The organism is Bacillus sp. SA1-12, assembly GCF_000981385.1.
Lineage (GTDB): Bacteria > Bacillota > Bacilli > Bacillales > Bacillaceae > Metabacillus.
Genome location: NZ_LATZ01000131.1, coordinates 32,811 through 55,342, shown reverse-complemented (window position 1 = coordinate 55,342; position 22,532 = coordinate 32,811). Strand labels below are relative to the sequence as shown.

General features: G+C 37.3%; 21 protein-coding genes, 1 pseudogene and 1 other annotated feature. Of the genes and pseudogenes, 19 read left to right on the top strand and 3 right to left on the bottom strand.

All coding sequences use genetic code 11. From position 1 onward, the window contains the following. Nucleotides 1-13 precede the first annotated feature (13 nt). From WQ54_RS27720 to WQ54_RS27700, 6 genes are all read left to right on the top strand, one after another. A complete protein-coding gene (locus WQ54_RS27720) occupies nucleotides 14-961 on the top strand; it encodes a sugar ABC transporter substrate-binding protein (protein ID WP_052738015.1) in 948 nt (315 codons plus the stop codon). A gap of 418 nt (nucleotides 962-1,379) precedes the next feature. Continuing rightward, on the top strand, nucleotides 1,380-2,495 hold the full coding sequence (locus WQ54_RS27715; RefSeq protein ID WP_046589465.1) for an FAD-binding oxidoreductase: 1,116 nt from the start codon (nucleotides 1,380-1,382) through the stop codon (nucleotides 2,493-2,495). A gap of 80 nt (nucleotides 2,496-2,575) precedes the next feature. After that, the gene (locus WQ54_RS27710; RefSeq protein WP_046589463.1) at nucleotides 2,576-3,496 is read left to right on the top strand and encodes a DMT family transporter; all 921 of its coding nucleotides are present in this window, start codon (nucleotides 2,576-2,578) and stop codon (nucleotides 3,494-3,496) included. A gap of 454 nt (nucleotides 3,497-3,950) precedes the next feature. Continuing rightward, the gene (locus WQ54_RS35540; protein ID WP_331435280.1) at nucleotides 3,951-4,094 is read left to right on the top strand and encodes a VOC family protein; all 144 of its coding nucleotides are present in this window, start codon (nucleotides 3,951-3,953) and stop codon (nucleotides 4,092-4,094) included. Continuing rightward, nucleotides 4,034-4,327 carry a VOC family protein gene (locus WQ54_RS27705; protein ID WP_331435279.1) on the top strand — a complete coding sequence of 98 codons (294 nt, stop codon included), beginning with the start codon at nucleotides 4,034-4,036 and terminating at the stop codon, nucleotides 4,325-4,327. The genes WQ54_RS35540 and WQ54_RS27705 overlap by 61 nt, the downstream gene beginning before the upstream one ends. Nucleotides 4,328-4,477: 150 nt before the next feature. Further along, nucleotides 4,478-5,275, top strand: a complete 798-nt coding sequence (locus tag WQ54_RS27700; RefSeq protein ID WP_046589462.1) for a GNAT family N-acetyltransferase — start codon at nucleotides 4,478-4,480, stop codon at nucleotides 5,273-5,275. Between the two features lie 238 nt (nucleotides 5,276-5,513). Here WQ54_RS27700 and WQ54_RS27695 read toward each other — a convergent pair whose 3' ends face one another. The 3 genes from WQ54_RS27695 to WQ54_RS34020 form a co-directional block, all read right to left on the bottom strand. After that, entirely contained in the window at nucleotides 5,514-6,665 is a 1,152-nt protein-coding gene (locus WQ54_RS27695; protein ID WP_046589460.1) for an asparaginase, read from the bottom strand. A gap of 651 nt (nucleotides 6,666-7,316) precedes the next feature. Beyond that, nucleotides 7,317-7,529 (bottom strand): hypothetical protein, encoded by a 213-nt coding sequence (locus WQ54_RS27690; protein WP_046589457.1) that lies wholly within the window; start codon nucleotides 7,527-7,529, stop codon nucleotides 7,317-7,319. Continuing rightward, entirely contained in the window at nucleotides 7,520-7,678 is a 159-nt protein-coding gene (locus WQ54_RS34020) for a hypothetical protein (protein WP_156178204.1), read from the bottom strand. The genes WQ54_RS27690 and WQ54_RS34020 overlap by 10 nt, the downstream gene beginning before the upstream one ends. A gap of 599 nt (nucleotides 7,679-8,277) precedes the next feature. Here WQ54_RS34020 and WQ54_RS27685 point away from each other — a divergent pair. The 13 genes and pseudogenes from WQ54_RS27685 (at nucleotide 8,278) to WQ54_RS27620 (ending at nucleotide 22,482) form a co-directional block, all read left to right on the top strand. After that, nucleotides 8,278-8,961, top strand: a complete 684-nt coding sequence (locus tag WQ54_RS27685) for an RraA family protein (RefSeq protein WP_231597672.1) — start codon at nucleotides 8,278-8,280, stop codon at nucleotides 8,959-8,961. A 16-nt stretch (nucleotides 8,962-8,977) separates the two neighbouring features. After that, nucleotides 8,978-9,856, top strand: coding sequence for a DUF1932 domain-containing protein (locus WQ54_RS27680; RefSeq protein WP_046589453.1), 879 nt, complete (start codon nucleotides 8,978-8,980; stop codon nucleotides 9,854-9,856). Nucleotides 9,857-9,915: 59 nt separating this feature from the next. Beyond that, nucleotides 9,916-11,268: a TRAP transporter large permease subunit gene (locus WQ54_RS27675; protein ID WP_046589452.1), complete on the top strand. Its 1,353-nt coding sequence runs from the start codon at nucleotides 9,916-9,918 to the stop codon at nucleotides 11,266-11,268. 15 nt (nucleotides 11,269-11,283) lie between these two features. Beyond that, a complete protein-coding gene (locus tag WQ54_RS27670) occupies nucleotides 11,284-11,559 on the top strand; it encodes a hypothetical protein (protein ID WP_046589450.1) in 276 nt (91 codons plus the stop codon). A gap of 81 nt (nucleotides 11,560-11,640) precedes the next feature. After that, nucleotides 11,641-12,804, top strand: coding sequence for an MFS transporter (locus tag WQ54_RS27665; protein WP_046589447.1), 1,164 nt, complete (start codon nucleotides 11,641-11,643; stop codon nucleotides 12,802-12,804). 66 nt (nucleotides 12,805-12,870) lie between these two features. Continuing rightward, nucleotides 12,871-13,722, top strand: a complete 852-nt coding sequence (locus tag WQ54_RS27660) for a MurR/RpiR family transcriptional regulator (protein WP_046589445.1) — start codon at nucleotides 12,871-12,873, stop codon at nucleotides 13,720-13,722. A 290-nt stretch (nucleotides 13,723-14,012) separates the two neighbouring features. Next, a complete protein-coding gene (locus WQ54_RS27655; RefSeq protein WP_046589442.1) occupies nucleotides 14,013-14,381 on the top strand; it encodes an iron chaperone in 369 nt (122 codons plus the stop codon). 734 nt (nucleotides 14,382-15,115) lie between these two features. Further along, nucleotides 15,116-16,246 carry an N-methyl-L-tryptophan oxidase gene (gene solA, locus WQ54_RS27645; RefSeq protein WP_046589440.1) on the top strand — a complete coding sequence of 377 codons (1,131 nt, stop codon included), beginning with the start codon at nucleotides 15,116-15,118 and terminating at the stop codon, nucleotides 16,244-16,246. Nucleotides 16,247-16,387: 141 nt separating this feature from the next. Then, a pseudogene (locus tag WQ54_RS27640) lies at nucleotides 16,388-16,900 on the top strand (histidine phosphatase family protein). Between the two features lie 241 nt (nucleotides 16,901-17,141). Next, complete coding sequence (mutM, locus tag WQ54_RS27635) at nucleotides 17,142-17,951, top strand: bifunctional DNA-formamidopyrimidine glycosylase/DNA-(apurinic or apyrimidinic site) lyase (RefSeq protein ID WP_046589439.1); 810 nt, start codon at nucleotides 17,142-17,144, stop codon at nucleotides 17,949-17,951. 457 nt (nucleotides 17,952-18,408) lie between these two features. Then, nucleotides 18,409-18,656: a binding site (T-box leader), on the top strand. Nucleotides 18,657-18,708: 52 nt separating this feature from the next. Then, entirely contained in the window at nucleotides 18,709-20,037 is a 1,329-nt protein-coding gene (gene brnQ, locus WQ54_RS27630) for a branched-chain amino acid transport system II carrier protein (RefSeq protein WP_046589753.1), read from the top strand. Between the two features lie 188 nt (nucleotides 20,038-20,225). After that, nucleotides 20,226-21,260, top strand: coding sequence for a LacI family DNA-binding transcriptional regulator (locus WQ54_RS27625; protein ID WP_046589436.1), 1,035 nt, complete (start codon nucleotides 20,226-20,228; stop codon nucleotides 21,258-21,260). A gap of 196 nt (nucleotides 21,261-21,456) precedes the next feature. Further along, entirely contained in the window at nucleotides 21,457-22,482 is a 1,026-nt protein-coding gene (locus tag WQ54_RS27620) for a LacI family DNA-binding transcriptional regulator (RefSeq protein ID WP_046589434.1), read from the top strand. The last annotated feature ends 50 nt before the right edge of the window (nucleotides 22,483-22,532 follow it).

Here is a 22,532-nt window from a genome sequence, read left to right as displayed (position 1 = left end):
AGGGGAGGGTGTAATGATTAAAAACCGCAAATTACTTTTTCTTATAACGATTATTTTTTCTGCTATTATTATTGGTTTTATAACGAAATCATTTGCTGATGAAAAGCCAAAAGTAGTTGTTGTTTTTAAGGATTTAAATACCGAGTATTGGGAAATTCTAAAAGCCGGCATAGAGAAGGGCTTTAAGGATTTTGACATAGACGGGAAAGTGCTTGCGCCTCGTAAGGGAACAATTGAAGAACAAATTACGATATTGGAACAGGTTCTTAAAGAAAAGCCGGAAGTACTAATTGTCTCGCCAATCGTTCCAAGAGATATTATTCCTACGTTGGAGAAGTTTGTGACAGCAGGTATTCCTGTTATGCTGTTAGATACAGATGATCCTTGGACGGGAAAAACAGCCTATATTGGTACCGATAACTTTGATTTAGGCAAAAAGGCAGGAGCATTATTAGCGTCCCAGCTTCAGCCGGGGGATGAAGTGGCCTTAATTGGCGGAGATATGAGCAGTCCTGTCTCAGGTGACAGATTAAAAGGTGCGAAAAAGAGTTTGGAAGCGGCAGGGATTGAAATTGCCGCACAAATAACAGAATTAAACGGTTCAGCGCAAAACAAAGAAGCAATGAAAACCATTTTAAAGAACCATCCTACGGTAAAAGGTGTGATTGCTTCAAATGACATAACAGCGTTGGATGCGTTAGAGGTGTTAAAGCAGCATGGAATTAAAATGCCTGTGACTGGTGCTGATGCAATTACCGAAATGCTCAAGTTAATTGAAGATGAAACCATCCCTGGAACGGTTGCACAAAATCCTTATGATATGGGCTACTTAAGTGTAGAAACGGCAATGAGGGTGGTAAAAGGAGAGAAAGTTGAAAAAACAGTAGATAGTGGAGTAGACATCATTATTAAGGAGAATGCAAAGGAACGGCAGGAGTTTTTAAATAAGATCTTAAAATAAAACAATTGTATTGTTCTAGGTACTCTCAATTAAATGCTCACGATTTGCTTTCCTTGCTCGGCAGCAGGGATTTTATTTTGCCAATGAAAATGGAGTGCGCTTTAAAAATTTTATATAATAAAGCGAGACTTCTATCGTGGGGAGTTATCTAAGTAGTAGATGTACGTGTACAGACTTTGCTAGGGACGTGACTATGTTAATCGACCAATTTCCCACTGATGGTTGTGCTGAGACTTATCACGCATAAATCATCGCCACGTCCTGTGGCTGGCGCCTGACTTGGACATCCTGTCCTTCGTCAGATCTTTACGGGCAGTTACCCCTACTTTACTTCTAAGCTGACTTTAATATTGAAGGAAGGTATTACTGCCGTTAAGATTGGATTTAGCGGTGAGATAAAACGAAAAAGGTGTTGTAGATGAAAATAATTGTCATTGGATCAGGTATTCTTGGCGCATCAACCGCATATCACCTTGGTTTATCAGGAGCCGAGGTTACATTAGTCGATCGTTTTGACAAGGGACAAGCGACAGATGCAGCAGCGGGGATTGTTTGCCCATGGTTAACACAGCGCCGCAACAAAGCATGGTATAAGCTGGTTAAAGGTGGAGCAAGATACTATCCTGAATTGATTAAACAATTAGAAACAGACGGTGAAACGGAAACGGGCTATAAGCGAGTAGGAGCCATTAGTTTACATACAGATGCAGAGAAGTTAGAAAGAATGGCAGAACGTGCACGAAAGAGACGGGAAGAGGCGCCTGAAATTGGTGAAATTTCGATCTTGTCACCATCTGAAACAAGGAAGCTGTTTCCTCCGATCGCAGAGGAATATGGTTCTGTTTTTGTTAGCGGAGGTGCACGAGTAAATGGCAGGGCTCTTCGTGATGCACTTATTAATGGCGCGAAGAAGCGTGGTGTCAATGTTATAAATGGGGATGCAAGCCTCATTCATAAAAAGGATCGTGTTCTGGGGATTACGGTGGAAGGCAAAAGCATAGAAGCGGATAAGGTGATTATTACTGGTGGTGTTTGGTCTAAAGATCTTCTTCAATCTATAGGGATTGATTTTTTAGTCACCCCTCAAAAGGCTCAAATCGTCCACCTCGAAATGCCTGATACTGACACAAGCAGCTGGCCGGTTGTGATGCCGCCAAATAACCAGTATATCCTCGCATTTGAAGCTGGCCGAGTGGTGGTAGGTGCGACACATGAGGATGAGGCGGGTCTGGATTACCGAGTAACAGCAGGAGGTATGAACGAGATCTTTCAAAAGGCATTAACGGTGGCCCCAGGTTTAGCTGAAAGTACGATGCTTGAAACAAGAGTAGGGTTTAGGCCGTTTACACCAGGTTTTTTACCTGTGATTGGTGAGCTCCCAAATGTCAAAGGAGTCTTGCTTGCAAATGGTTTGGGAGCGTCAGGGTTAACGAGCGGACCGTATCTAGGTGCTGAACTGGCGAAACTGGCAATAGGAAAACAACTGGAACTTGATCTATCCCTCTATGAAATCAAAGGAGCGATTGGTGAATAGTGCCAGGCGGTAACTTGTCTGGCTCTGATCTTATCTAGTCATAAAAAAAATCAGCTGTAAAGAATAGGATGGAATAAAATATGAAGTCAACTCAAGTGTATTACATAGGACTAATCCTTGTTGCTGTCATCTGGGGTGTTAATTTTGGCATTTCACGATTTGCAATGGAGGTTTTTTCCCCAGAAATATTTGTATTTCTTAGATTTGGTTTAGCATTACCGATTTTATTTGGAATTTTAAAATGGACAGAAGGAAGCGTGAAGGTGGAAAAACGAGACCTTATTAAGCTTGCAATCATTGGTTTTTTTGGTGTAACCCTATTAGAAATTCTAGTTATGTATTCTATTAAATATACAACTCTTGCAAACGCTTCACTATTGAATGTGGCACCATGGCCGATTTTTGCAGCGCTCTTTGCCTCGTTCTTTACAAAGGAGGTCATGACACCTAGGCTGGTCATTGGCGGATTGGTTGCATTAGTAGGAGTTGTGCTGATTATTTTAGGCGGAGAAGATGGCTTCGATTTTAGCTCACAATATATGCTGGGGAATATGCTTGCCCTTGCGATTAGCTTTATCGGTGCTTTGTATAATCTTTCCTGTATGCCTTTAATGGCGAAATATTCTCCATTGCGTGTTTCCGCATGGTGTATCCTATTTGGTTCCATCTTTTTAATGCCCGTAACAATTGGCGGGTGGCAGGAAATACAATGGAATGAGTTTACTATCGGTGTTTGGGGAGCCATCGCCTACAATGTTCTTCTCTGTACGGTTGCGGCTTTTGTGATATGGAACGTTTCCATGAATAAAGTAGGGGCAGCAAAATCGAATTTCTATAGATATTTTGTCCCTGCGTCTGCAACAGTAACAGGTTCGTTCTTTTTCAATGAACCTATTTTAATTACACAAATAATTGGCGGGATTGTCATTATTTTTGGCCTTGCCTGGATCGCTACGGAGAGAAAACAGATTCCTGTTCAGGTAAGTGAGAGCATCAAATAAATAAAAGAAAGCAGTGAACTCGCTGCTTTCTTTTATAAGCAAGACTCTGTCACTGACCGTTCCAATCCTCTATAAAGTGAACACCATAACCTTAATTGTAAAAACCCCTAATTGATAAAGGAAGTATAAACCAAAAGCAACAAACGTAAAAAATACTAAAAAAGTAGCAGGCAACACATTTTTCATTTTTATTAACCTCACAATCTCTTAAGTATAAGAACAGTATTGCCATATTTTTAGAGTTTAAACATAATGGAGATTCATATTTTTTTACTATCTTGATAAACATATATTACTAATGGAATGTAAAAGGACATATATTAAACAACTCCTAACATCGGATAGTTGTTTAAAAATAATGATGTAATAGTGGAGGTTTGAAATAAAATTAAAGAGCTGGTTTTCTAATAGAAAGTTGTATTATTTCCTATAAAGAATAAAAAGGGGTGGTTCAATGAAAATCTCAAAATTAGATCATTTGGTTTTGACTGTAAAGAGTATTTATAAAACATGTGAATACTATAGCGAGGTTTTGGGATGGAGGTTATCACATTTGGAGAGGGCAGAAAGGCACTACACTTTGGAAAGCAGAAAATAAACCTACATGAAGCAGGCAAAGAATTCGAACCAAAAGCAAAAACACCCATGTCTGGTACAGCTGATTTATGTTTTATCACAGATGTTCCTATGATAGAGGTAATCGAGCATTTAGGTAGGTACGGAGCACATATTGAAGAAGGTCCAGTAAAAAGAACAGGAGCATTAGGATCGATAACTTCTATTTATATAAGGGATCCAGATGGTAATCTAATAGAAATTTCTAACTATTAACGTTTTAACAACGTACAAGAGAGTTCCTTTTAGGGGATCTTGCTTTTCTTTATTAAAAGTACATCTCCTTTTCTTCTAAATAAGGATCTATGAATGAAGGAAACTTAAAAGGTAAATGAAATTTATGTTCTTTCAAATGGAGGTGAATTTATGAGCATAGCTCAGTTATCAATTGCAAATCATAAAGAGGTAGTTACATTATTTGGCAGGGAAATAGAAAACTACTACTTTTTTATTAATGATTTAGTTACGAATAATTATCAAGGGAAGCATTTTAAAGTTTTCGGAGAATATGAAAATGGAGAATTAGTATCGATTTTACTAAATAATTTTAATAATGTTTCTTATTATTCTAATACAGAGCGAAATGTAGATATTTATAAAGAGATCCTGGACACCTTAACATATAGTAAATTATCGGGACCTAGTAAATTAATAGAGAAATTTATACCCTACATTAATGTAAAAGAAGATGCTTTATCACATATGGGATTTGTTAAGAACATATCTGCTAAAAGAAGATACCCAGAAATGAAAATAAAGATTGTGCAATCTGAAAAGGAAATTGAAATGCAATATGATTTATTTTTATTAACTAAGGAATTTCAAGGAAGTCTCCCTAATAATAAAAATGATTATATTAAAATGGAAAGTGAAAGATTAAAAAAAACAAATGACCGTACAGTTTATTTAAGTATAGATAATGAGATAGTATCATCGGCTGCGACTATTAAGGAGGGTGAAAAAAGTGCTATCATAATAGGGGTTTTTACAAATCCAAATTTTCGTGGAAAGGGATTTGGAACAGAAGTATTAATTGGTTTATTTGAAATGCTGCTAAAAGAAGGAAAATACTCTTATTTATTTTATAGTAATCCAGTTGCTCGCAATGTATATAAAAATTTAGGGATGATAGAAGTTTGTGAATGGCGTGTATTAGTCGTCTAAAAATAATCTGTTACAGATCGATTCTAAAGCGCTATCCTTGAACAAGGATAACGCTTATTTTTATATGTTTAAGCTATTATTTAGAAATTTTATTATTATAACAGGGCATTCATCTTGAGTACATTTTTATTTTTAAAAGAATAACATAAGCTTATTGATGATAAATAGTTCATTGGCGCTAGTGTAAGAGAATCTATTAAACTGGACATTTCTAAGAATAGCTAAGCTGAATAAAGGCTTAGTATTCATTGAAGTATTTTTGGATCTTGTTAGAGTCTTCGGTTTTAGTGAGTGCCAACATTAACAGGATACGGGCTTTTTGAGGGTTAATGTTGCCAGAATTGACGAAGCGGTTGTCAATGTCAATTTGTTCGTGTGTAACCATGCCTTCTGGAACACGGGTGTCACGAACAACGACAACACCATTTTTTACAGCATCCTGTAGACCTGGAAGTGTTTTTTCATGGATAGAACCATTACCTGTACCAGCATGGATAATTCCCTTTGCACCGGTAGCAACCGCAGCGTCAACCATTACACGGTCATCATTGGCATGTGAATAAACAATATCAACACGATGCAGATTGTCTTCAGTGATCTTGCGAATGTCAAACTCGGACTCAGTGGTGTGCTTTTTAATTGGCATGCTATAGAAATAAGCTTTACCTCCTTGTATAATGCCGAGGGAGCCGAGTTCTGGATTATTAAAGGCATCCACGTTAGTGGTATTAGTCTTATATGTATCACGAGCGCTTCCAATCTTGTCATTCATGGAGATCATGACACCCTTGCCTTTAGCATCTTTGGAACCAGCAAGTGCTACAGCGTTGTACAGATTTAACGGACCGTCAGCTGAAATTGACGTAGAGGGGCGCATTGAGCCAACCATGACGATCGGTTTGTCAGAATGAACAGTCAGGTTGAGAAAGTAAGCCGTTTCCTCCATTGTATCCGTACCGTGCGTGATCACAACACCGTCACACTCTGGATTATCCAATTCCTTTTGGACCTCCTTTGCAAGTTGGACCATTACGGCATTCGTATTAGAAGTACCAGAATCAATGCGTGAGACCTGCTCAGTGGCAATATTGGCAATATCTTTAATTTCAGGAATTGCTTCTATTAATTGATCTGGAGTTAGGACGCCAGCTTGATAGCCGGTTGTTTGGGTAGAAGTAGAACCAGTTCCTGCGATAGTGCCGCCAGTTGCTAGAATTTTAATGTTAGGTAATTTTTTCTCCGCAACATTGGTTGTATCAGAAATTTTAATCTGTTTAGCCTCAACAGGATGTGATGCATCAGTATAACTTGAATAGATGGTGATAACCCCGGTTGTCATTACTGCTAGTGAGGCGAGAGTAACTTTTTTCTTTGTAGTTAGTTTTTTCATTAGAAATACCTCCAGATAATGGTGATTGGCAAAAATAAAAGTGATACACATTCATCGTTTCATACTTCCTGTACCGCAATGAAGAGATTTTAAGCGCTTTCATAGAAGTGATAATGTTAATTTATAATAAGAACTACAGAATCCTACTAAAAACTACAAAAACTCACCAAAAATTAGGAATGAAAATAATTGTTTAATAAACATTAATTCTTTGATTTTTTGGGCAAAAGCTTCAAAACAAATGCAAGTAATCTCAAAGTCTAAAATGATATAAATGTGAGGATATTTAGCTTTTAAAAAATATTCAGTGAACCTTTATGCTGCGATTACAGAAGAATTAATACAAGTAAAATAGAAACTGAAGAAATGCTAGCTAGTAATGTTCATAAAGGAGATTGCCGTAAAAAGGCGGCCTTTTACAAGTCAGTTAGGGTGAATGGACAACATGAAATGAAGAATATTAACTATAGTAAATTTGTTTCAGGGACTGGAAGGGCATCAAATATCTTGGAAGTTAATACATGAACATCTCAGTAGTCACTAAATATTTATTAATTAAAAAGTGCAAGAATGGAAAATTTTTTGGATTCAAGTTAAAGGAGAGTATGAATGGAGAACAAATTAACCTTATTCCAAGCCTTTTCGGCAAGGTTATTTGACTAAACAGCAGGTAATCAAAATGCGATCATATAAAAGGCCTAAGCTTAAATCTCTTGTGGCTTCAATGACTTTTACACTGCCATTTCTAGCATCCAAGATTGCCTGCAAAAACTCTCTTTCCGTTTTAACCTTACGATAATAAGCGGTTTCTAAATACTCGCTTCGGTCATTAACCCCTAATGATGCAAAACCTGTTACTGACAAAAACTATTGTCGTAATCCTTAATATGTCTTGATGTGTTTGGGATAGAATCAATAACTGCCGCAGTTGTAACTTGAATTTCCCCTAATAATAACGATGAAGTTAAAAAAGAAAGAGCCAACAACCAGATGATTGTCTTGTTGAATTTCATCCTATTACCCCCTTTTGTAAGTGCTTTTTGTTCAAGGTCAAAACCAGGTAAAAGAAACAGTGAAAAGGTCGATAGAAAGCTTCAAGCTTCTTATAAAAACAAAATCATTTAAGCCTAACAAAAGCTTCTTCTTCATCCCATGATATCACCCCTTGATTCGGAAAGATTGGTTTTATAGGAAAGCGTTTTCTATGCCTATCATAAAATAACGGTCTATCTTGAAAAAATGAAAATTTCAGTCATTGAGGTGTACAAAACAGTGTTTTTGAGGTGGGGGACTTTGCTGCCGACGAGCTCTGATTCATTGAGCGGAAAACACCATATTATCAAAAACTTAAAGTTAAAAAATGGTCTGATTGCTCAGTCCATTTTTTATTTTATACAGTTTGAACGTTTAAAAAAACTGTTTACATCGTTAAATAACGATGTTAATATGTCATTAAAGTAGTAATAAATATTACATAAATAAATTAAGTTGTTATTTTTACTACACATTAAATAATATTTTTTTAGCTGATTTTGAAACCGTTATCAATTGGTTTTAGAAGAAAACTAGGGTTGAGAAATTAAACAATATTTTAATAGAGGAGTGGATGCAATTGATTTATACAGCACAGCTTTTGTCTCAAGAAATTATTGAAAGGGCCAAAAGACTAAATACAACACTTATTTCAGATGCACTAGGTTGTACCGGTTCAATGGATTACAAAGTGAAGCCGGTTTCACCTGGGATGAAAGTAGCTGGAACTGCTTTAACAGTTGAGATGAGAGCAGGAGATAATCTTTTCTTACATCAGGGAATTTACTGTGGAGGCGAGGGATATGTGCTTGTCGCAGATGGAAAAGGGCATACAGAAAATGCTTATCTGGGTGAGTTAATGGCTGGAGCAGCAAAAGCAATAGGTCTTGAAGGAATCGTGATTGATGGGCTTGTCCGTGATAAAGAAATGCTTTGTGGAATTGGGCTGCCAATTTTTGCGAAAGGCTTTATTCCTAATGGGCCATTTAAGGATGGCCCTGGTGCAATTAATATACCAATATCCTGCGCTGGGGTTACCGTTCATCCGGGTGATTTAATTGTCGGAGATGATGATGGCGTTGTTGTTGTCCCGAAAGAAAAAATTGAGAACGTGCTCGTAAAAGCAGAAGCAAAGCTTAAATATGAGGAAAAACGGATGCAGACTATTGTTAGCTATGAAGAGAACCGAAAACAAGGAAATGCCGATAAGAACAGTATCGTCCCGGAATGGCTGGCTGAAAAAATAAAAGAATTTGGATTTTAAAGGAGAGTAAGAGAATATGTATTTGGGATTCATTGGATTTGGGGAGGCAGCCTTTGAATTAGCGTCCGGTCTAAACGAGCAAGGAATAGGAAAAATGAAGGCATATGATCCGCTCTGGAATGTGCCGGAATATAGCAAATTGATTCGAAAACGGGCTAAAGTGTCAAATGTTACAATGGTGGAATCATTAGAAGAGGTCATGAAAGAAGTGGAAGCTGTCATTGTTGCAGTACCTGCACACAAGGCGCTTGAAGTAAGTGAACAACTAATGTCACATGTTAATAATAAAAGCGTTTATATTGATGTTTCAGCAGCTAACCCGAATGTCAAAAAGCAGATATCGTCAAATATAAGTAATTCTGGAGGAAAATTTGTAGATGCTGCGATGATGGGACCATTGCCTGTTTATAAACATAGAGTGCCGATTCTCGCAAGTGGTGATGGAACGGATGTTTTTATTGAAATGATGACTGTGTATGGTATGAATATCGAGAAGGTTAGCGAAATACCTGGTGAAGCAACTGCTGCAAAATTAATACGAAGCATTTATATGAAAGGAATTGTTGGGCTTTATATTGAATTGTTAGAAGCTGCTCATCATTTTAATGTCGAAAACCTTGTCATAGATTCATTGAGTGAAACGATTAATGGCAGAACATTTGAGGAAACAATGAATCGGCTCGTGACGGGAACGGCACTTCATGCAACTCGACGTTCAATAGAACTTGGCGGCACAATTGATATGCTAGAATCAGCCAAAATTGATTCATCGATGTCCATAGCAGCAAAAGCCAAAATAGAAAAACTTGCTTTATTAAATTTAAAAGAGAAGTATCATGGTGAACAGCCGGATCACTGGCGGCAGGTGATTGAGGCGTTTAAGGTGACAACATAAAAATACATGACTATTGTTGGGGGTCAGTCATCTTAAAAATTGAGAAAGAAGGTGTAGATATGGGGATTGGAATCTGGGCATTATTAGTATTTATTGGCATCATAATTTTTTGGAACCTGGTATTAAAACGTAATATTGCAGAGGCAATGCTTGCAGGTTTTCTTGCAACTTCTATGTTTGGAGGTACACAATTTTTTGATTTAATATGGAGTGGTCTCCTCTTTGCTGGTACAAATGATGTTTTGTACGCGTCTGTGGCGTTTGTGTTTATGGCGTATGTTATTGATCATACTGCAATTATTGCCAGTCTGGTGAAAATATTGAACTCTTTGCTTGGGCGGCTTCCTGGTGGAGCTGCATACGTTGATACAATTGCATCTGCAGTAATGGGAACGCTTGCAGGATCAAACTCGGGAAATACGGCTACGACAGGTTCTATTACAGCACCGTGGATGGTGCAGTCCGATTTCACCCGGGAACGAGCAGCTACCATTGTAGCCGGCAATGGCGGTCTCGGTGCAGCATTACCACCTAGTGCGTCGATGTTCATCATGCTTGGGTTCGCGCCCATTGCAGCTGTGGTATCAGAGGGTGACTTATATGTAGCCCTGTTTATTTCAGGAATTTATCAAGTTATTTACCGTGTGTTCCTCATCATGTATTTTGTTAAACGTGATAATATTAAAGCGATTTCACCTGAGTTTATTCAGCCGCTGAAAGAAGCGCTTAGGACAGGTTGGAAGTCAACATTGATTTTCTTTGGAGCCTTAATTCCGATTGTCGTCACGATTGGTCCCATTGCTGAACGTTTTATGGAAAATCCAAATATCGGGGAAGACGCAATGGATAGTATTTCACTTATCACTTGGATTCCAATTTTAATCATTTTGATCAGCATGATGGTCGGATGGACAAGGTTACCTAAAACAGCAGCTGGTTGGTCTGATTTTTTAAATAAAGCAATTCCTCGCTTTTCAACGATTGGCGCATTGCTTGTCTTCGCTTATGCGTCCAGCCAAGTGCTGACAGATCTCGGTCTTCCTGAAGATTTAACAGCTGTAATGGAGTCAATCTCCATTTCTAAGTGGCTAATGGTACTGTTTATTTCGCTCCTTGTTGCACTCGTTGCCGGTCCATTGTCATCAACAGCCACTTTAACTGCCATTGGAATGGTTGCTTTTGCGGCAATGGTGTCAGCTGGGGTTGATCCATTGCTTGCAGTAGTCGCAATTCTCGTATTTGCATCCACAGAAGGTGCGTCGCCTCCGGCTTCCGGATCAATCTTTATTGCAGCCTCGCTTGCAGGTGCAAGTCCTGAAAAGACATTCGTTCCGTTAGTTGTCTATTATGTGGTTCCTATTTTATTGATCGGTTATTTGATTGCAATGGGTTTCTTACCAGTCCTAATGTAAAGGAGAGTGGAAAAAATGAGAAAGATTATCGCCTTTTTATTTAAAATGTGTCTTTTGTTATTTTTAATCGGCGGGACGTGTCTTGTCTTAGGTCAGCTGGCTGGTGTCTTGTTCCAAAAAGGTGAATTGATTGTGAAATCTTGGGAAGTGTTTGCGAATCCAACATTCATAATCAGTGCGATTGCCGGTATTTTCGGCTTCATTCTCGGCTATTTCCCAAAAGAAAAAGTGGCTGAAGAGGATGTATATTCTTCAGATGAATTCAGTGAAGAATTAGAACATGTTCGATAAAATAAAGAAGGCAGACGAATCCAAATGGATCCGTCTGTTTTTCCTTTTTCATGTGTGATAAAAGGGAAAGGGGGGGATTATGTGACAAAAGGAAAAACAATAACTAAACATATTGTTTTTATATGCACGGCGTTGTTTATGGTGAGTATTGCCGGAAGCAGACCGCTTATCCCGCTTTATGCAGATGAACTTGGGGCAAGTCATGCTGAAATTGGCGTTATTGTCGCGTTATTTTCTTTTTTCCCGCTGTTTTTATCGATTCAAACCGGGAAAATGATTGACTTGATCGGTGTTAAAGGACCACTAATTGTAAGTATTTTGTTCGGCATTTTATCTATGGTCATTCTAAGCATTTTTCATAATTTAATAGGGGTGTACATTTCACAAATCTTCGCCGGTCTCGCTCAACTCGTGTTTGTCTTGTCAATGCAGGCTTATTCAGGTCAATTTCTGAAAAGTAAACTGCGTGAATATTATATTACGGTTTTCAGTATTGCTGTTGCGGCGGGTAGTTTTGCCGGACCGCTATTTTCAGGTTTCTTAACAGATTCGATCGGTTATAGTTCCGCTTTTTTAACATTAAGTTTCGTGTTAGTGGGAATGCTGCCAATATCTTTCTTCTTTTCAGTGGAAAAAACGATGTCGATCCAGGATAAAAAGGACGAAGGTAATTCATTTCAATTGCTGCGCATTCCTGATTTACGAAAAGCAGTATTGGCCAGTTCCGTAGGACTGTTGGCAAAAGATATGTATATTGCCTTTTTTCCTTTGCTTGCAGCAGAAAGTGGTTTATCTGCTTCAGCGATTGGCGTGATTATTGCACTCAATGCGGGAGCAGGGATGTTTATTCGGAGTTTTTTACCATGGGTTTCCAAGCATTTAAAGCGGAATGTAGTCATTACCATTTCAATTCTCGTTTCCGGGGCCGTTTATATGTTGAATCCGCTGACCGATCATGTAGTCTGGCTGAGCATTTTATCCATCATTCTCGGTTTTTGTACGGGGATTTGTCAGCCCCTTTCTATCTTTGCAACGATTATTGCTTTGCCTAAAGAGCGTGTAGCAGAAGGGCTGGGGCTTCGTTTAACATTTAATAAATTGACTCAGATTATCGGTCCGCTTTCATTAGGATCGTTATCATCTGTATTTGGGATGTCGGGTATCTTTTATGCATGCGGAGTTATTATTTTGATGGGTTCTTTTCATCCGGACAAGTTTCTTTTTTACAAGAAAGAGAAATCGTGATAATATTTTCTCAGATTAAACAAGGTGGGAAATTTACCACAATAACCACCTGTCTGGAGAGATGATATGGGAAATCCAATCGTGAAATTACAGCAAAAGATTGGCGAATTAACAGAAACGCAACGAAAAGTGGCCGACTATATTATTAAACATCCACTTGATGTAGCCTTTTTGACGGTAGATCAACTTGCAGGTGTAGTAAAAACAAGTACAACCACGATCATGCGGCTAACATTTAACCTTGGCTATTCAGGTTATACTGAATTTCAAAAAGGACTACAAGAAAATTTGAGGAACCAAGCTGCTCCTCAGACAAGACTTGAAGCAAATATAAAAGGAATTGATGAGAACGATCTTTGGGGTCGACATGCAGAAAAACAAATTAGCAATATTCAAAACACAATTGAAATGATTTCACATGAGACTCTAGAACAAACGCAAAAAATGATTTTGTCTGCTAACCAGATTATTTGTACGAGTGTCAGAAGTGGGCTTCCAGTTGCACAATACTTAACACATGGACTAAACCGACTCTTTGGCAATACTAGTCTTGTTGTGGCTGATGTAAGTGATTGGGTAGATAGTGTTGTCAATATGGATGAAAATGATTTAGTGATTGCTATCAGCTTCCCGCGTTATGCACGGAGAATTATTGATCTTGCCCGGACAGCGAAACGAAATGGGGTAAAAATTATTTCCATTACGGACAGTTATTCATCGCCACTTGCATCACATTCAGACTTAGTATTGCCATGTAACTCAAGCAGTATCGCTTTTCATAATTCGGCTGTTTCATCGATGTTTGTTGCAGATTATATAATCAGTGCTCTTGCCATTAATTATCCCGAACAAACAAAAAAACGTCTTGATAAAGTAAATGCAATTTTGACGGATATGAATTATCACACTTTGAATTAACTTAATCTTGAAGAAAAGGCAGGACAGATCAAAAAAACATATAGGTTATTTTATTCAAAGAAAAAATATCATATAGAATCTTGATGGACTATAAAGTCCCCTCGTTATGGTGCATTTTGCCGATGAAATCGCCTAAACTGACTATAGCCCTTTGTTCACTCTTGTTCCGAATTCAATGGACAAAACCAGTTAATTACGAATTTCTTGAAAAAATCATTTTATTTACTATCAAGGAAAAGGCTGAGAAGTTGAATTTTTGGCGGAATAGCAAAATATCGAAGGAGGAAGACATGGAAGTTTTTGCGAAATATTTAGCAGGTATCGATAATCCCGACCATCGTGATCGAACAGAGGAAATTTTGGTATGGATTGCGAATAAATTCCCAAATTTGGAACCGCAAATCAAGTGGAATACGCCAATGTTTTCTGATCACGGCACATTTATCATCGGTTTTTCCACAGCGAAGCATCATTTGAGCGTTTCACCTGAAGAAGCAGGCATTACGCACTTTACTGATGACATTGCAAAAGCTGGCTACAGTTCTACCAAAGGCTTGTTTCGAATTCCATGGAATGAGCCGGTAAATTACGAATTGCTTGAGAAAATGATTGAATTTAATATTAAGAATAAAGCAGAATATACGAACTTTTGGCGGTAAGAATACTTTACGCTTTATTGAAAAAACGAATGACTCGAAAAAATGTTATGCGTTTTTAAAAATCAATTAAGGTGCCAATAGATTAATGTGTTAATACTCATATGTTATGATAAAAAGACAAGTAAAACATCAAAACCCCCATTTTCAAAATCTCATTTTAAAATAGGGGGACAACAATCTGAGGGTCTTTTAACGAAGATCCTTTTTGAATACCTTTAACATCTATAATTAGAAAAATATATATAGTGATTGAAACTTATTAAATAGTTTAAACGTATTTAGAATAGGGAAATTTTGTTAGCTGTAAGCTTAATTAAATAAGCTTGGAGGTACGTATATTGGAATTAGTCATTTTTACATTTGGTATTATTCTTTTTACGTCTTTAGATTACTTAATATTTGATCAGGAGAAAAAAAGATGGGGTTGGTTTAAGAAAAAAACAAAAGGACAAAGAATCATGATTTGTTGCTTAGTTCTAGTTATTCTATCTGCTTTTAATTTCTTCTCTTTCATCACCTAATCTCTTTTGCTGATTTGTTACTTTATGAAAATAGGCTAATAAGAATATTGTTTTATACTGTATCAGGCGCTTTCCTGTAATAAGGATTGCGCCTCTTTTGCGCTAAAGAGGCAAATTGATGGTGACCATTCTTAGTACTCTTTGTTTTCTGTTAAAATAATTCAAACAAGTTAAAAAATTAATTAGAAATTGAGATCATTAATGGAGGTTAATATGAACTATGATGTAATCATAATTGGTGCAGGTTCAATGGGAATGGCAGCAGGTTATTTTTTATCCAAGAATGGGAAAAAAACGTTGCTATTAGACACCTTTAACCCACCGCATAATAAAGGGAGTCATCACGGGGAAACGAGAATTATTCGCTATGCTTATGCTGAAGGTGAGGAATATGTTCCATTGATTATAAAAGCGCAGGAATTATGGAATGATTTAGAAAGGGCTGCTGGAAAGCAATTATTTATCCCAACAGGAGTTCTCAGTGTTGGTGATGGAAAGTCCGATTTTATCCAAAACATCATTTCAAGTGCTAAAAAATATTCGTTGCCACTTGATGTAATTGATTCAAATGAAGTACACAAGCGTTGGTCAGAAATTACATTACCTAACGATTTTATTGGCTGCTTTGAACCAACATCAGGTGTGCTGAAATGTGAGGAAAGTATTAAGGCATACCAAGAGCTTGCCGAATTGAACGGTGCTGCTATCCTATCAAATAGTAGGGTAAGGGAAATTTCCATTCAAAATGATCGAGTAACAATCAAGACAGACGAAAACACCTTTTGCTCGGATTCATTGGTTGTGTCGGCAGGAGCATGGTCAGGTTCTCTCCTATCAATGTTGGATTTAGATCTTCCTCTTAAACCAGTGAGAAAGACATTTGCATGGTTTAATGCTAATGAGAATCTCTATAATCATAACCGTTTTCCAGCCTTTGCGTTTGAGACACCTCAAGGAATTTATTACGGCTTTCCAAGTATTGATGGTTCCGGTTTAAAAGTAGGTCGACATGATGGCGGAGATCAAATAAATCCTGATAAAACGATGATACCATTTGGTGAAATAGCAGAGGATGAAGGGGATTTGCTACAATTTTTGAATAAATTCATTCCTGATATTCAGCAATTGAAGTATGGAAAAAACTGTATGTATACACTTACCCCTGATGAAAAATTTATTATTGATCAACATCCTAAGTATTCCAATGTTGTAATTGCAGCAGGGTTCTCAGGACATGGATTCAAGTTTAGCAGTGCAGTTGGACAAGCCTTAAGTAACTTGATTATTTCAGGTAAGAACGACATAGATATTTCTCAGTTTTCAATCAACCGTTTTAAAAAATAATGATTAGCTAAATCAGCTAATGAAATAATTCTTCCATAAACTGAGAAAAAGATAAAATAAGAATGAGAAGATTCTTGTTGGGAGAGAACCATCTTGTTAACCAATTTATATTTTGTACGGCATGCTCATTCTGCATATACAATGGATGAATAAGGAAGACCTTTATCTGAAAGAGGTTTTCATGATGCAGAAAAAATGACTGAAATACTTAAAAAAGAAGATATTGATATCGTCATTTCCAGTCCTTATAAAAGAGCCATTCAAACAGTTGAGGGTGTAGCCAAACGTATTGGTAAAGAAGTATTGATTGAGGATGGATTTCGAGAACGAAAATTGTCTGAAAAACCTGTTGAAGACTTTTATCAAGCTGTTACAAAAGTATGGGAGGATTATAACTTTTCTAGGAAAGGCGGAGAGTCCAATATATCTGCTCAGGAAAGAGGAGTTAATGTAACCAAACAGCTTTTAGAAAGGTATGAGGGTAAGAATATTGTTATAGGTACTCATGGTAATATTATGGTTTTCATTATGAATTATTTTGATGAAAAGTTTGGGTTTGAATTTTGGAAGGAGCTTAAAATGCCGGATATATATAAATTAACCTTTGATAGATCGAAGCTTATTGAAGTTAATAGAATATGGGTTAATTTATAAAGTTGTATATGCGAGAAAGCTGTTTTAATAATAGCATTTTTGCTCTTCAACAATCAGGGGAATTTTTGTACAAAGAATTTTACTTTTTAGCTAACATTTTAAGATAGTATTCTTTAAAAGGATTGAACCTCCAATAAGATAACAACAACTTCAAAAATCCGAGAAAAAGCAAGTTGGTTCTCATTTTTATTATTCCTCCGACAAATACTACATTCATCTAGTGACAGAAAGGATGAAGAGTATGCCTGAGCTTCCGGAAATGGAAACGTATAGGCGCATTTTAAGTGAGAAAATTGCTGGAAAAAGGATTCATGCCGTTACAGTTACAAGAGAAAAATCAATTAATGTTCCTGTTGAGGAATTTATTAAAGAGGTTCAAGGGAGGACAATCATTTCTATAGAACGAAGAGCAAAGCATCTGATTTTTAAGCTTGATTCAGGTAAAAACCTGTTATTGCACCTTATGTTAGGCGGATTGATGTATGTAGGAACCGCTGAAAATGATCTGGACCGCACAAAACAAGTAACCCTATCATTCGATCATTTATTATTGTTTTTCATTGGTTTACGTTTAGGCTATTTGCATTTGCTAACAAACGAACGAATTCAAGAAGAATTAATTGATCTTGGCCTTGAGCCTTTATCACCAGAATTTACATTGGACAGATTTATTGAACTAATTGAAAAAAGAAGAGGCGTATTAAAAACCGCCTTGGTAAATCAAAAGTTTTTATCTGGGATCGGAAACCTGTACTCGGACGAAATTTGTTTTGAGGCGGGCTTATTGCCTACAAGACAGGCAAATGAGCTTAATCAGGAGGAAACCACGGCTCTTTATCAAGCGATTCAAACCATTTTAAAGAGAGGTATTGAACTTGGCGGTTATATGGATGTCCCTATCTATAATGGTGATCAGTTAACAGGACGGTATCGGGATCATTGTTATGTGTATGACCGGGAAGGTGAATCATGCAAGCGATGCGGGGCTGTGATTATTAGGGATGAAATCTCTTCACGAAAATCATTTTATTGCAGTCAATGTCAAAAATAAGTGTTTAAAATGTATATGTTAGATTTTATTACATGGGTAATGAGTGTAAGAGGAAAATAAAAAAAGTACGTTAGATAATCTTCCTGAAATGCTTACAAAGGTTTTTTCATCCTGTATTGTTAACGTATCAAAAGTAAAGGGGCTGTCGAAATGAAAAAATCCGAGGTAGGTTTCCTTACATTTATTATTTTAACAGTAAAAATTGCATTTACTTACTAAGTGAACGGTAAAAATCGATCTTATACGTTTATAAGTTTTACTATAAATAGAAGCAGGCTGTCTCAAAACCTGAGTGTCGGATTTCTCAAAACACATTATATTCGGAGAATCATAAAGTAAGAAGTCTCGGAAAGTAGTGTTTGTTGCAGAGGACAGACCCAATTGAGACAGCCTGTTTTTGTTAATTTTCAAAAAAGATTGACAGTACTTTTCCTCTTTGATAAATTATTTTATAATAATAAAATCAATGAAGAGAAGAGTAAGATCGCAGCCCTGAACTAAAGAGAAACCAACAATTGGTGAGAGTTGGTGTTTAAGAAGCTTTCTGAAAATCATCTCTGAGATGCAAGACTGAAATGAGTAAGTTTTGACGGGTTTTCCGCCGTTATAACGGAATGCGTATGTTCGTACGCTGATGGAGAGCCGCAGCCTTTTTACGTTGCTGCGGAATTAGGGTGGTATCGCGAGTACAAGCTCGTCCCTGCAGAGAGGGGGCGGGCTTTTTATTATGCAAAAATATGAAGAGGAGAGGGTATATATGAGGAAGCTGGATACTTTATTAATTGGACTTATGTTATTTTCAATGTTCTTTGGTGCAGGCAATTTAATCTTTCCTCCCTTTTTGGGAGCCGAATCAGGGACATCCTTTTGGTCTGCCATCATAGGGTTTATTATTACAGGAGTTGGTCTGCCCTTTGCGGTTTTGCTTGCCGTTTCTTTAGTACCTGGAGGGGTGCAAACGATTGGAAATCGTGTTCATCCTATTTTTAGCGTTGTTTTTATGGTTGTGATTTATTTAAGTATTGGTCCTTTTTTGGCAATACCGCGTAATGCCAATGTGGCATTTGAGATGGGGGTCAAGCCGTTTTTAAATGAGTCAATTAGTTCATCTCTGGTTTTATTTCTTTTTACTGTAGTATTTTTCCTGCTCGGATATGCCGTTAGCCTAAATCCAACCAAAATGGAAAAATATATGAGTCGCTGGATCACACCAATCCTCTTGCTTGCAATGGTGATATTATGTGTTATAGGTTTTATTAAATTAGATGCACCATTGCAAATGCCAACCGAACAATATGAAGCAGGCGCCTTTTCAAAAGGGTTCATAGAAGGTTACAACACGATGGATGCCCTTGCTGCTTTAGCATTTGGAATTGTCATTCTGACTTCCATTCAGCAAAGAGGGGTAACGGAACGAAAGCAATTAACAAACTATACCCTTAAGGCCGGTCTAATCGCAGGAGGATTGCTGTCATTAGTATATATTAGTCTGGGATTAATTGGTGGAAAGATGGCTGGAATTGGACAATATGAAAATGGGACTGATATTCTTACAGCTACAGCAACCCATTTATTTGGACAAAGCGGGAATATTCTATTGGGGTTCATTTTTACACTTGCCTGCTTCACAACTGTTGTCGGACTTACAACAGCTTGCGGACAATATTTTTCAAAACTGCTGCCAAAAGTAAGCTACAAAACGGTTGTTTTGATTATTACGCTTATAGGTTTCACTCTCTCAAATCTAGGACTAAATCAAATATTAAAATTTTCGGTGCCATTCCTTGTGACAGCCTATCCGTTAACAATCGTGTTAATTACCCTTACCTTCTTTAATCGTTTTTTTAAGAATACGAAAAGAGTTTATGGAAGTGCGGTCCTATTTACATCAATTTTTGCGGTAATCAGCGGATTAAACACATTTGGCTTAGATTTAGGTGCTGTTCAAAGTTTACGGGAAATCCTTCCCTTCTCATCAGCTGGATTAGAATGGATTGTGCCGGCACTAGTTGGGGGATGTGTTGGGATGGCAATAAGCGGCCTTGATAAAAATTCAACTGCGATAAAGAGCTCTAATGGAAATTAAACTAGAAAAGGAAGTATACTGTCTTGTGACGGTTGCTTCCTTTTCTAGTGTCTAAGAGATGATTTAGTAAACGTTACTTTTCTTGCTTTATGTAAGAAAAGATGAAAAAAACGCTTTTGTAAGCGCATTCTCTCTGGTATAGTATAAGTGAGACATAAGTAAACTTTACTAAAAAGCATGGTGATAGGATGGCGACTATTAAAGACATAGCGAATGAAGCAGGGGTGTCAACTGCAACAGTATCAAGAATATTAAATAATGATGCAACCTTATCTGTCGGCGATGATACGCGGAAAAGAGTGCTGGAAGTTGCACAATTATTAAACTATAAACCGACAAGAAAGAGAAATACAAAAAAGATAGAAGTTGAAACATATCATATTGGGATTGTTTCATCAGTTACACAGGAGGAGGAGGTACTTGATCCCTATTTCATGTCGATACGCTTAGGAGTAGAAATGGGTTGTGAGAACCTTCCTTTAACCATCAAAAGTATCATAAGACCAGGGAATGAAGCCTCCTTTGATGTGATGAAAGAATTAGATGGCGTGATTGTTATTGGCGGTATTGACCCGAAATCCCTAAGCGAACTTTATCATCATAATAATCATATTGTTTATGTTAACAATTTAGCCATTAAAGGAAATTATGATATCGTCGCATCTGGTTATGATTGGGCAACAGAAGAGGCGCTGGAATATTTAATGAATCTTCACCATAAAGAAATCGGCTTTCTTGGCGGAAAGGATTACTTTTCTAGTCTGCAGGATAAACAAGTTGTCCGCGATATAGAGGATATTAGAAAAGTTGCCTTCGAAAGCTTTATGAGAAAAAGAAGTCTTTACAACCCTGACAATATTTATATTGGCGACTGGGGAGCCCACGGCGGCTATCTGTTGATGAAACAAGCGATTGACAAAGGAAATCTGCCAACCGCTTTTGTCATTTCAAGTGATCCAATGGCAATAGGAGCGATGAGAGCACTTTATGAAGCCAGAATAAAGGTACCGCAGGATATATCGATCATTGCCTTTAATGACATAGAGGCGGCAAAATTTTTAAATCCTCCGCTTTCTACTGTAAAAATACATGCAGATGAAATGGGAAAAACAGCAGCAAAGCTTTTGTATGATCGGATAAAAGGCAGAACCATCCCGATGAAAGCAATTCTGGGAACAGAGCTGGTCATTCGTGATAGCTGTCAGCTTCGGGAAGATTCATAATGTTTCAAACAGCGGGGGCGCAGCCCCTGCTGATATTAATGATAGATTGATAAAATTGCAGCCGTCTGGATATGGAAATGGTAGTGGATATGATTTTTTAGCTTTTTTAAATTTACAATAAAAAAATTATTGAACTTCCAGGTTTCTCTATTATATAATATTGTTAAAGTAAGTTAACCGCTTAACCGGAGGCGCTATGAAACAGAAAATAACAATTCGAGAGGTAGCAAAACACGCTGGTGTTTCTTCTGCAACGGTATCCTATGTGCTCAATGGAGTAAATAAGGTATCAGAAGAAACGAAGGAGAGAGTATTGCAAGCGATTGAAGAGCTGAATTATCAGCCTGATTTTACTGCAATCAGCCTTTCTAAGAGAAAATCAAACATGATCGGTATTATCATGCCGTTAGTAAACGATTCTCTTTCACCAATTTTTAAGGAAAATCATTACTTCAGTGAGCTTCTTAGCGGAGTAGAATATGTATGCCGTAAAAATGGCTACGATTTTCTAATATCTGGAATCTCAAAGGCTGAAGAGTGCAAAAACTGGGTCATGAAACGTAATTTAGATGCACTTATCGTTTTAGGTAAGTTTCAACTTAAAGTATTGGAAGAAATGAAAACGCTATCCACACCATTGGTTTTTGTCGATTCATTCGAGGATTATGCGAAGTTTTACCATAATATCCTCATTAATGATGAACATGGAGGATATTTAGGAACGAAGCATCTAATCGAATTAGGACATGAAAAAATCTGTTTTATTCCTAATGGAAAAGTAGACTGTAGTGTAGATGGGCAAAGGTTCCTTGGCTTTAAACGGGCATTATCTGAGGCGAATATCCCTTTTCATTCAGATATGGTCATTGAAGGAAGAGCCAATTCTTTTGAAAAGGGTTATCAAATTGGAAAAGAAATTGCAAAAAATCAGCAGATGACGGCGCTTTTTACTTCATCTGATATTACAGCGTTAGGGATAATGAAATCGCTTTACGATCATGGAAAAAGAGTCCCTGAAGATATTTCAATCGTAGGTTTTGATGATTTAATGATTAGTCGCTATTCATCACCAAGCTTAACAACAATTCGTCAAGATGTTTTTCGCAAAGGAGCTGTTTCAGCAGAAACGGCAATTAACGTTATTGAAAATAAAGGACTGGAGCCGGAACAAATTATGCTTCCTGTTGAACTTGTTATTCGTAGCTCTACGGGAACCATTTAAGGAGGTGAGTTCATCTAATCACATTGCACAGTTTTTAACTGGATTATATG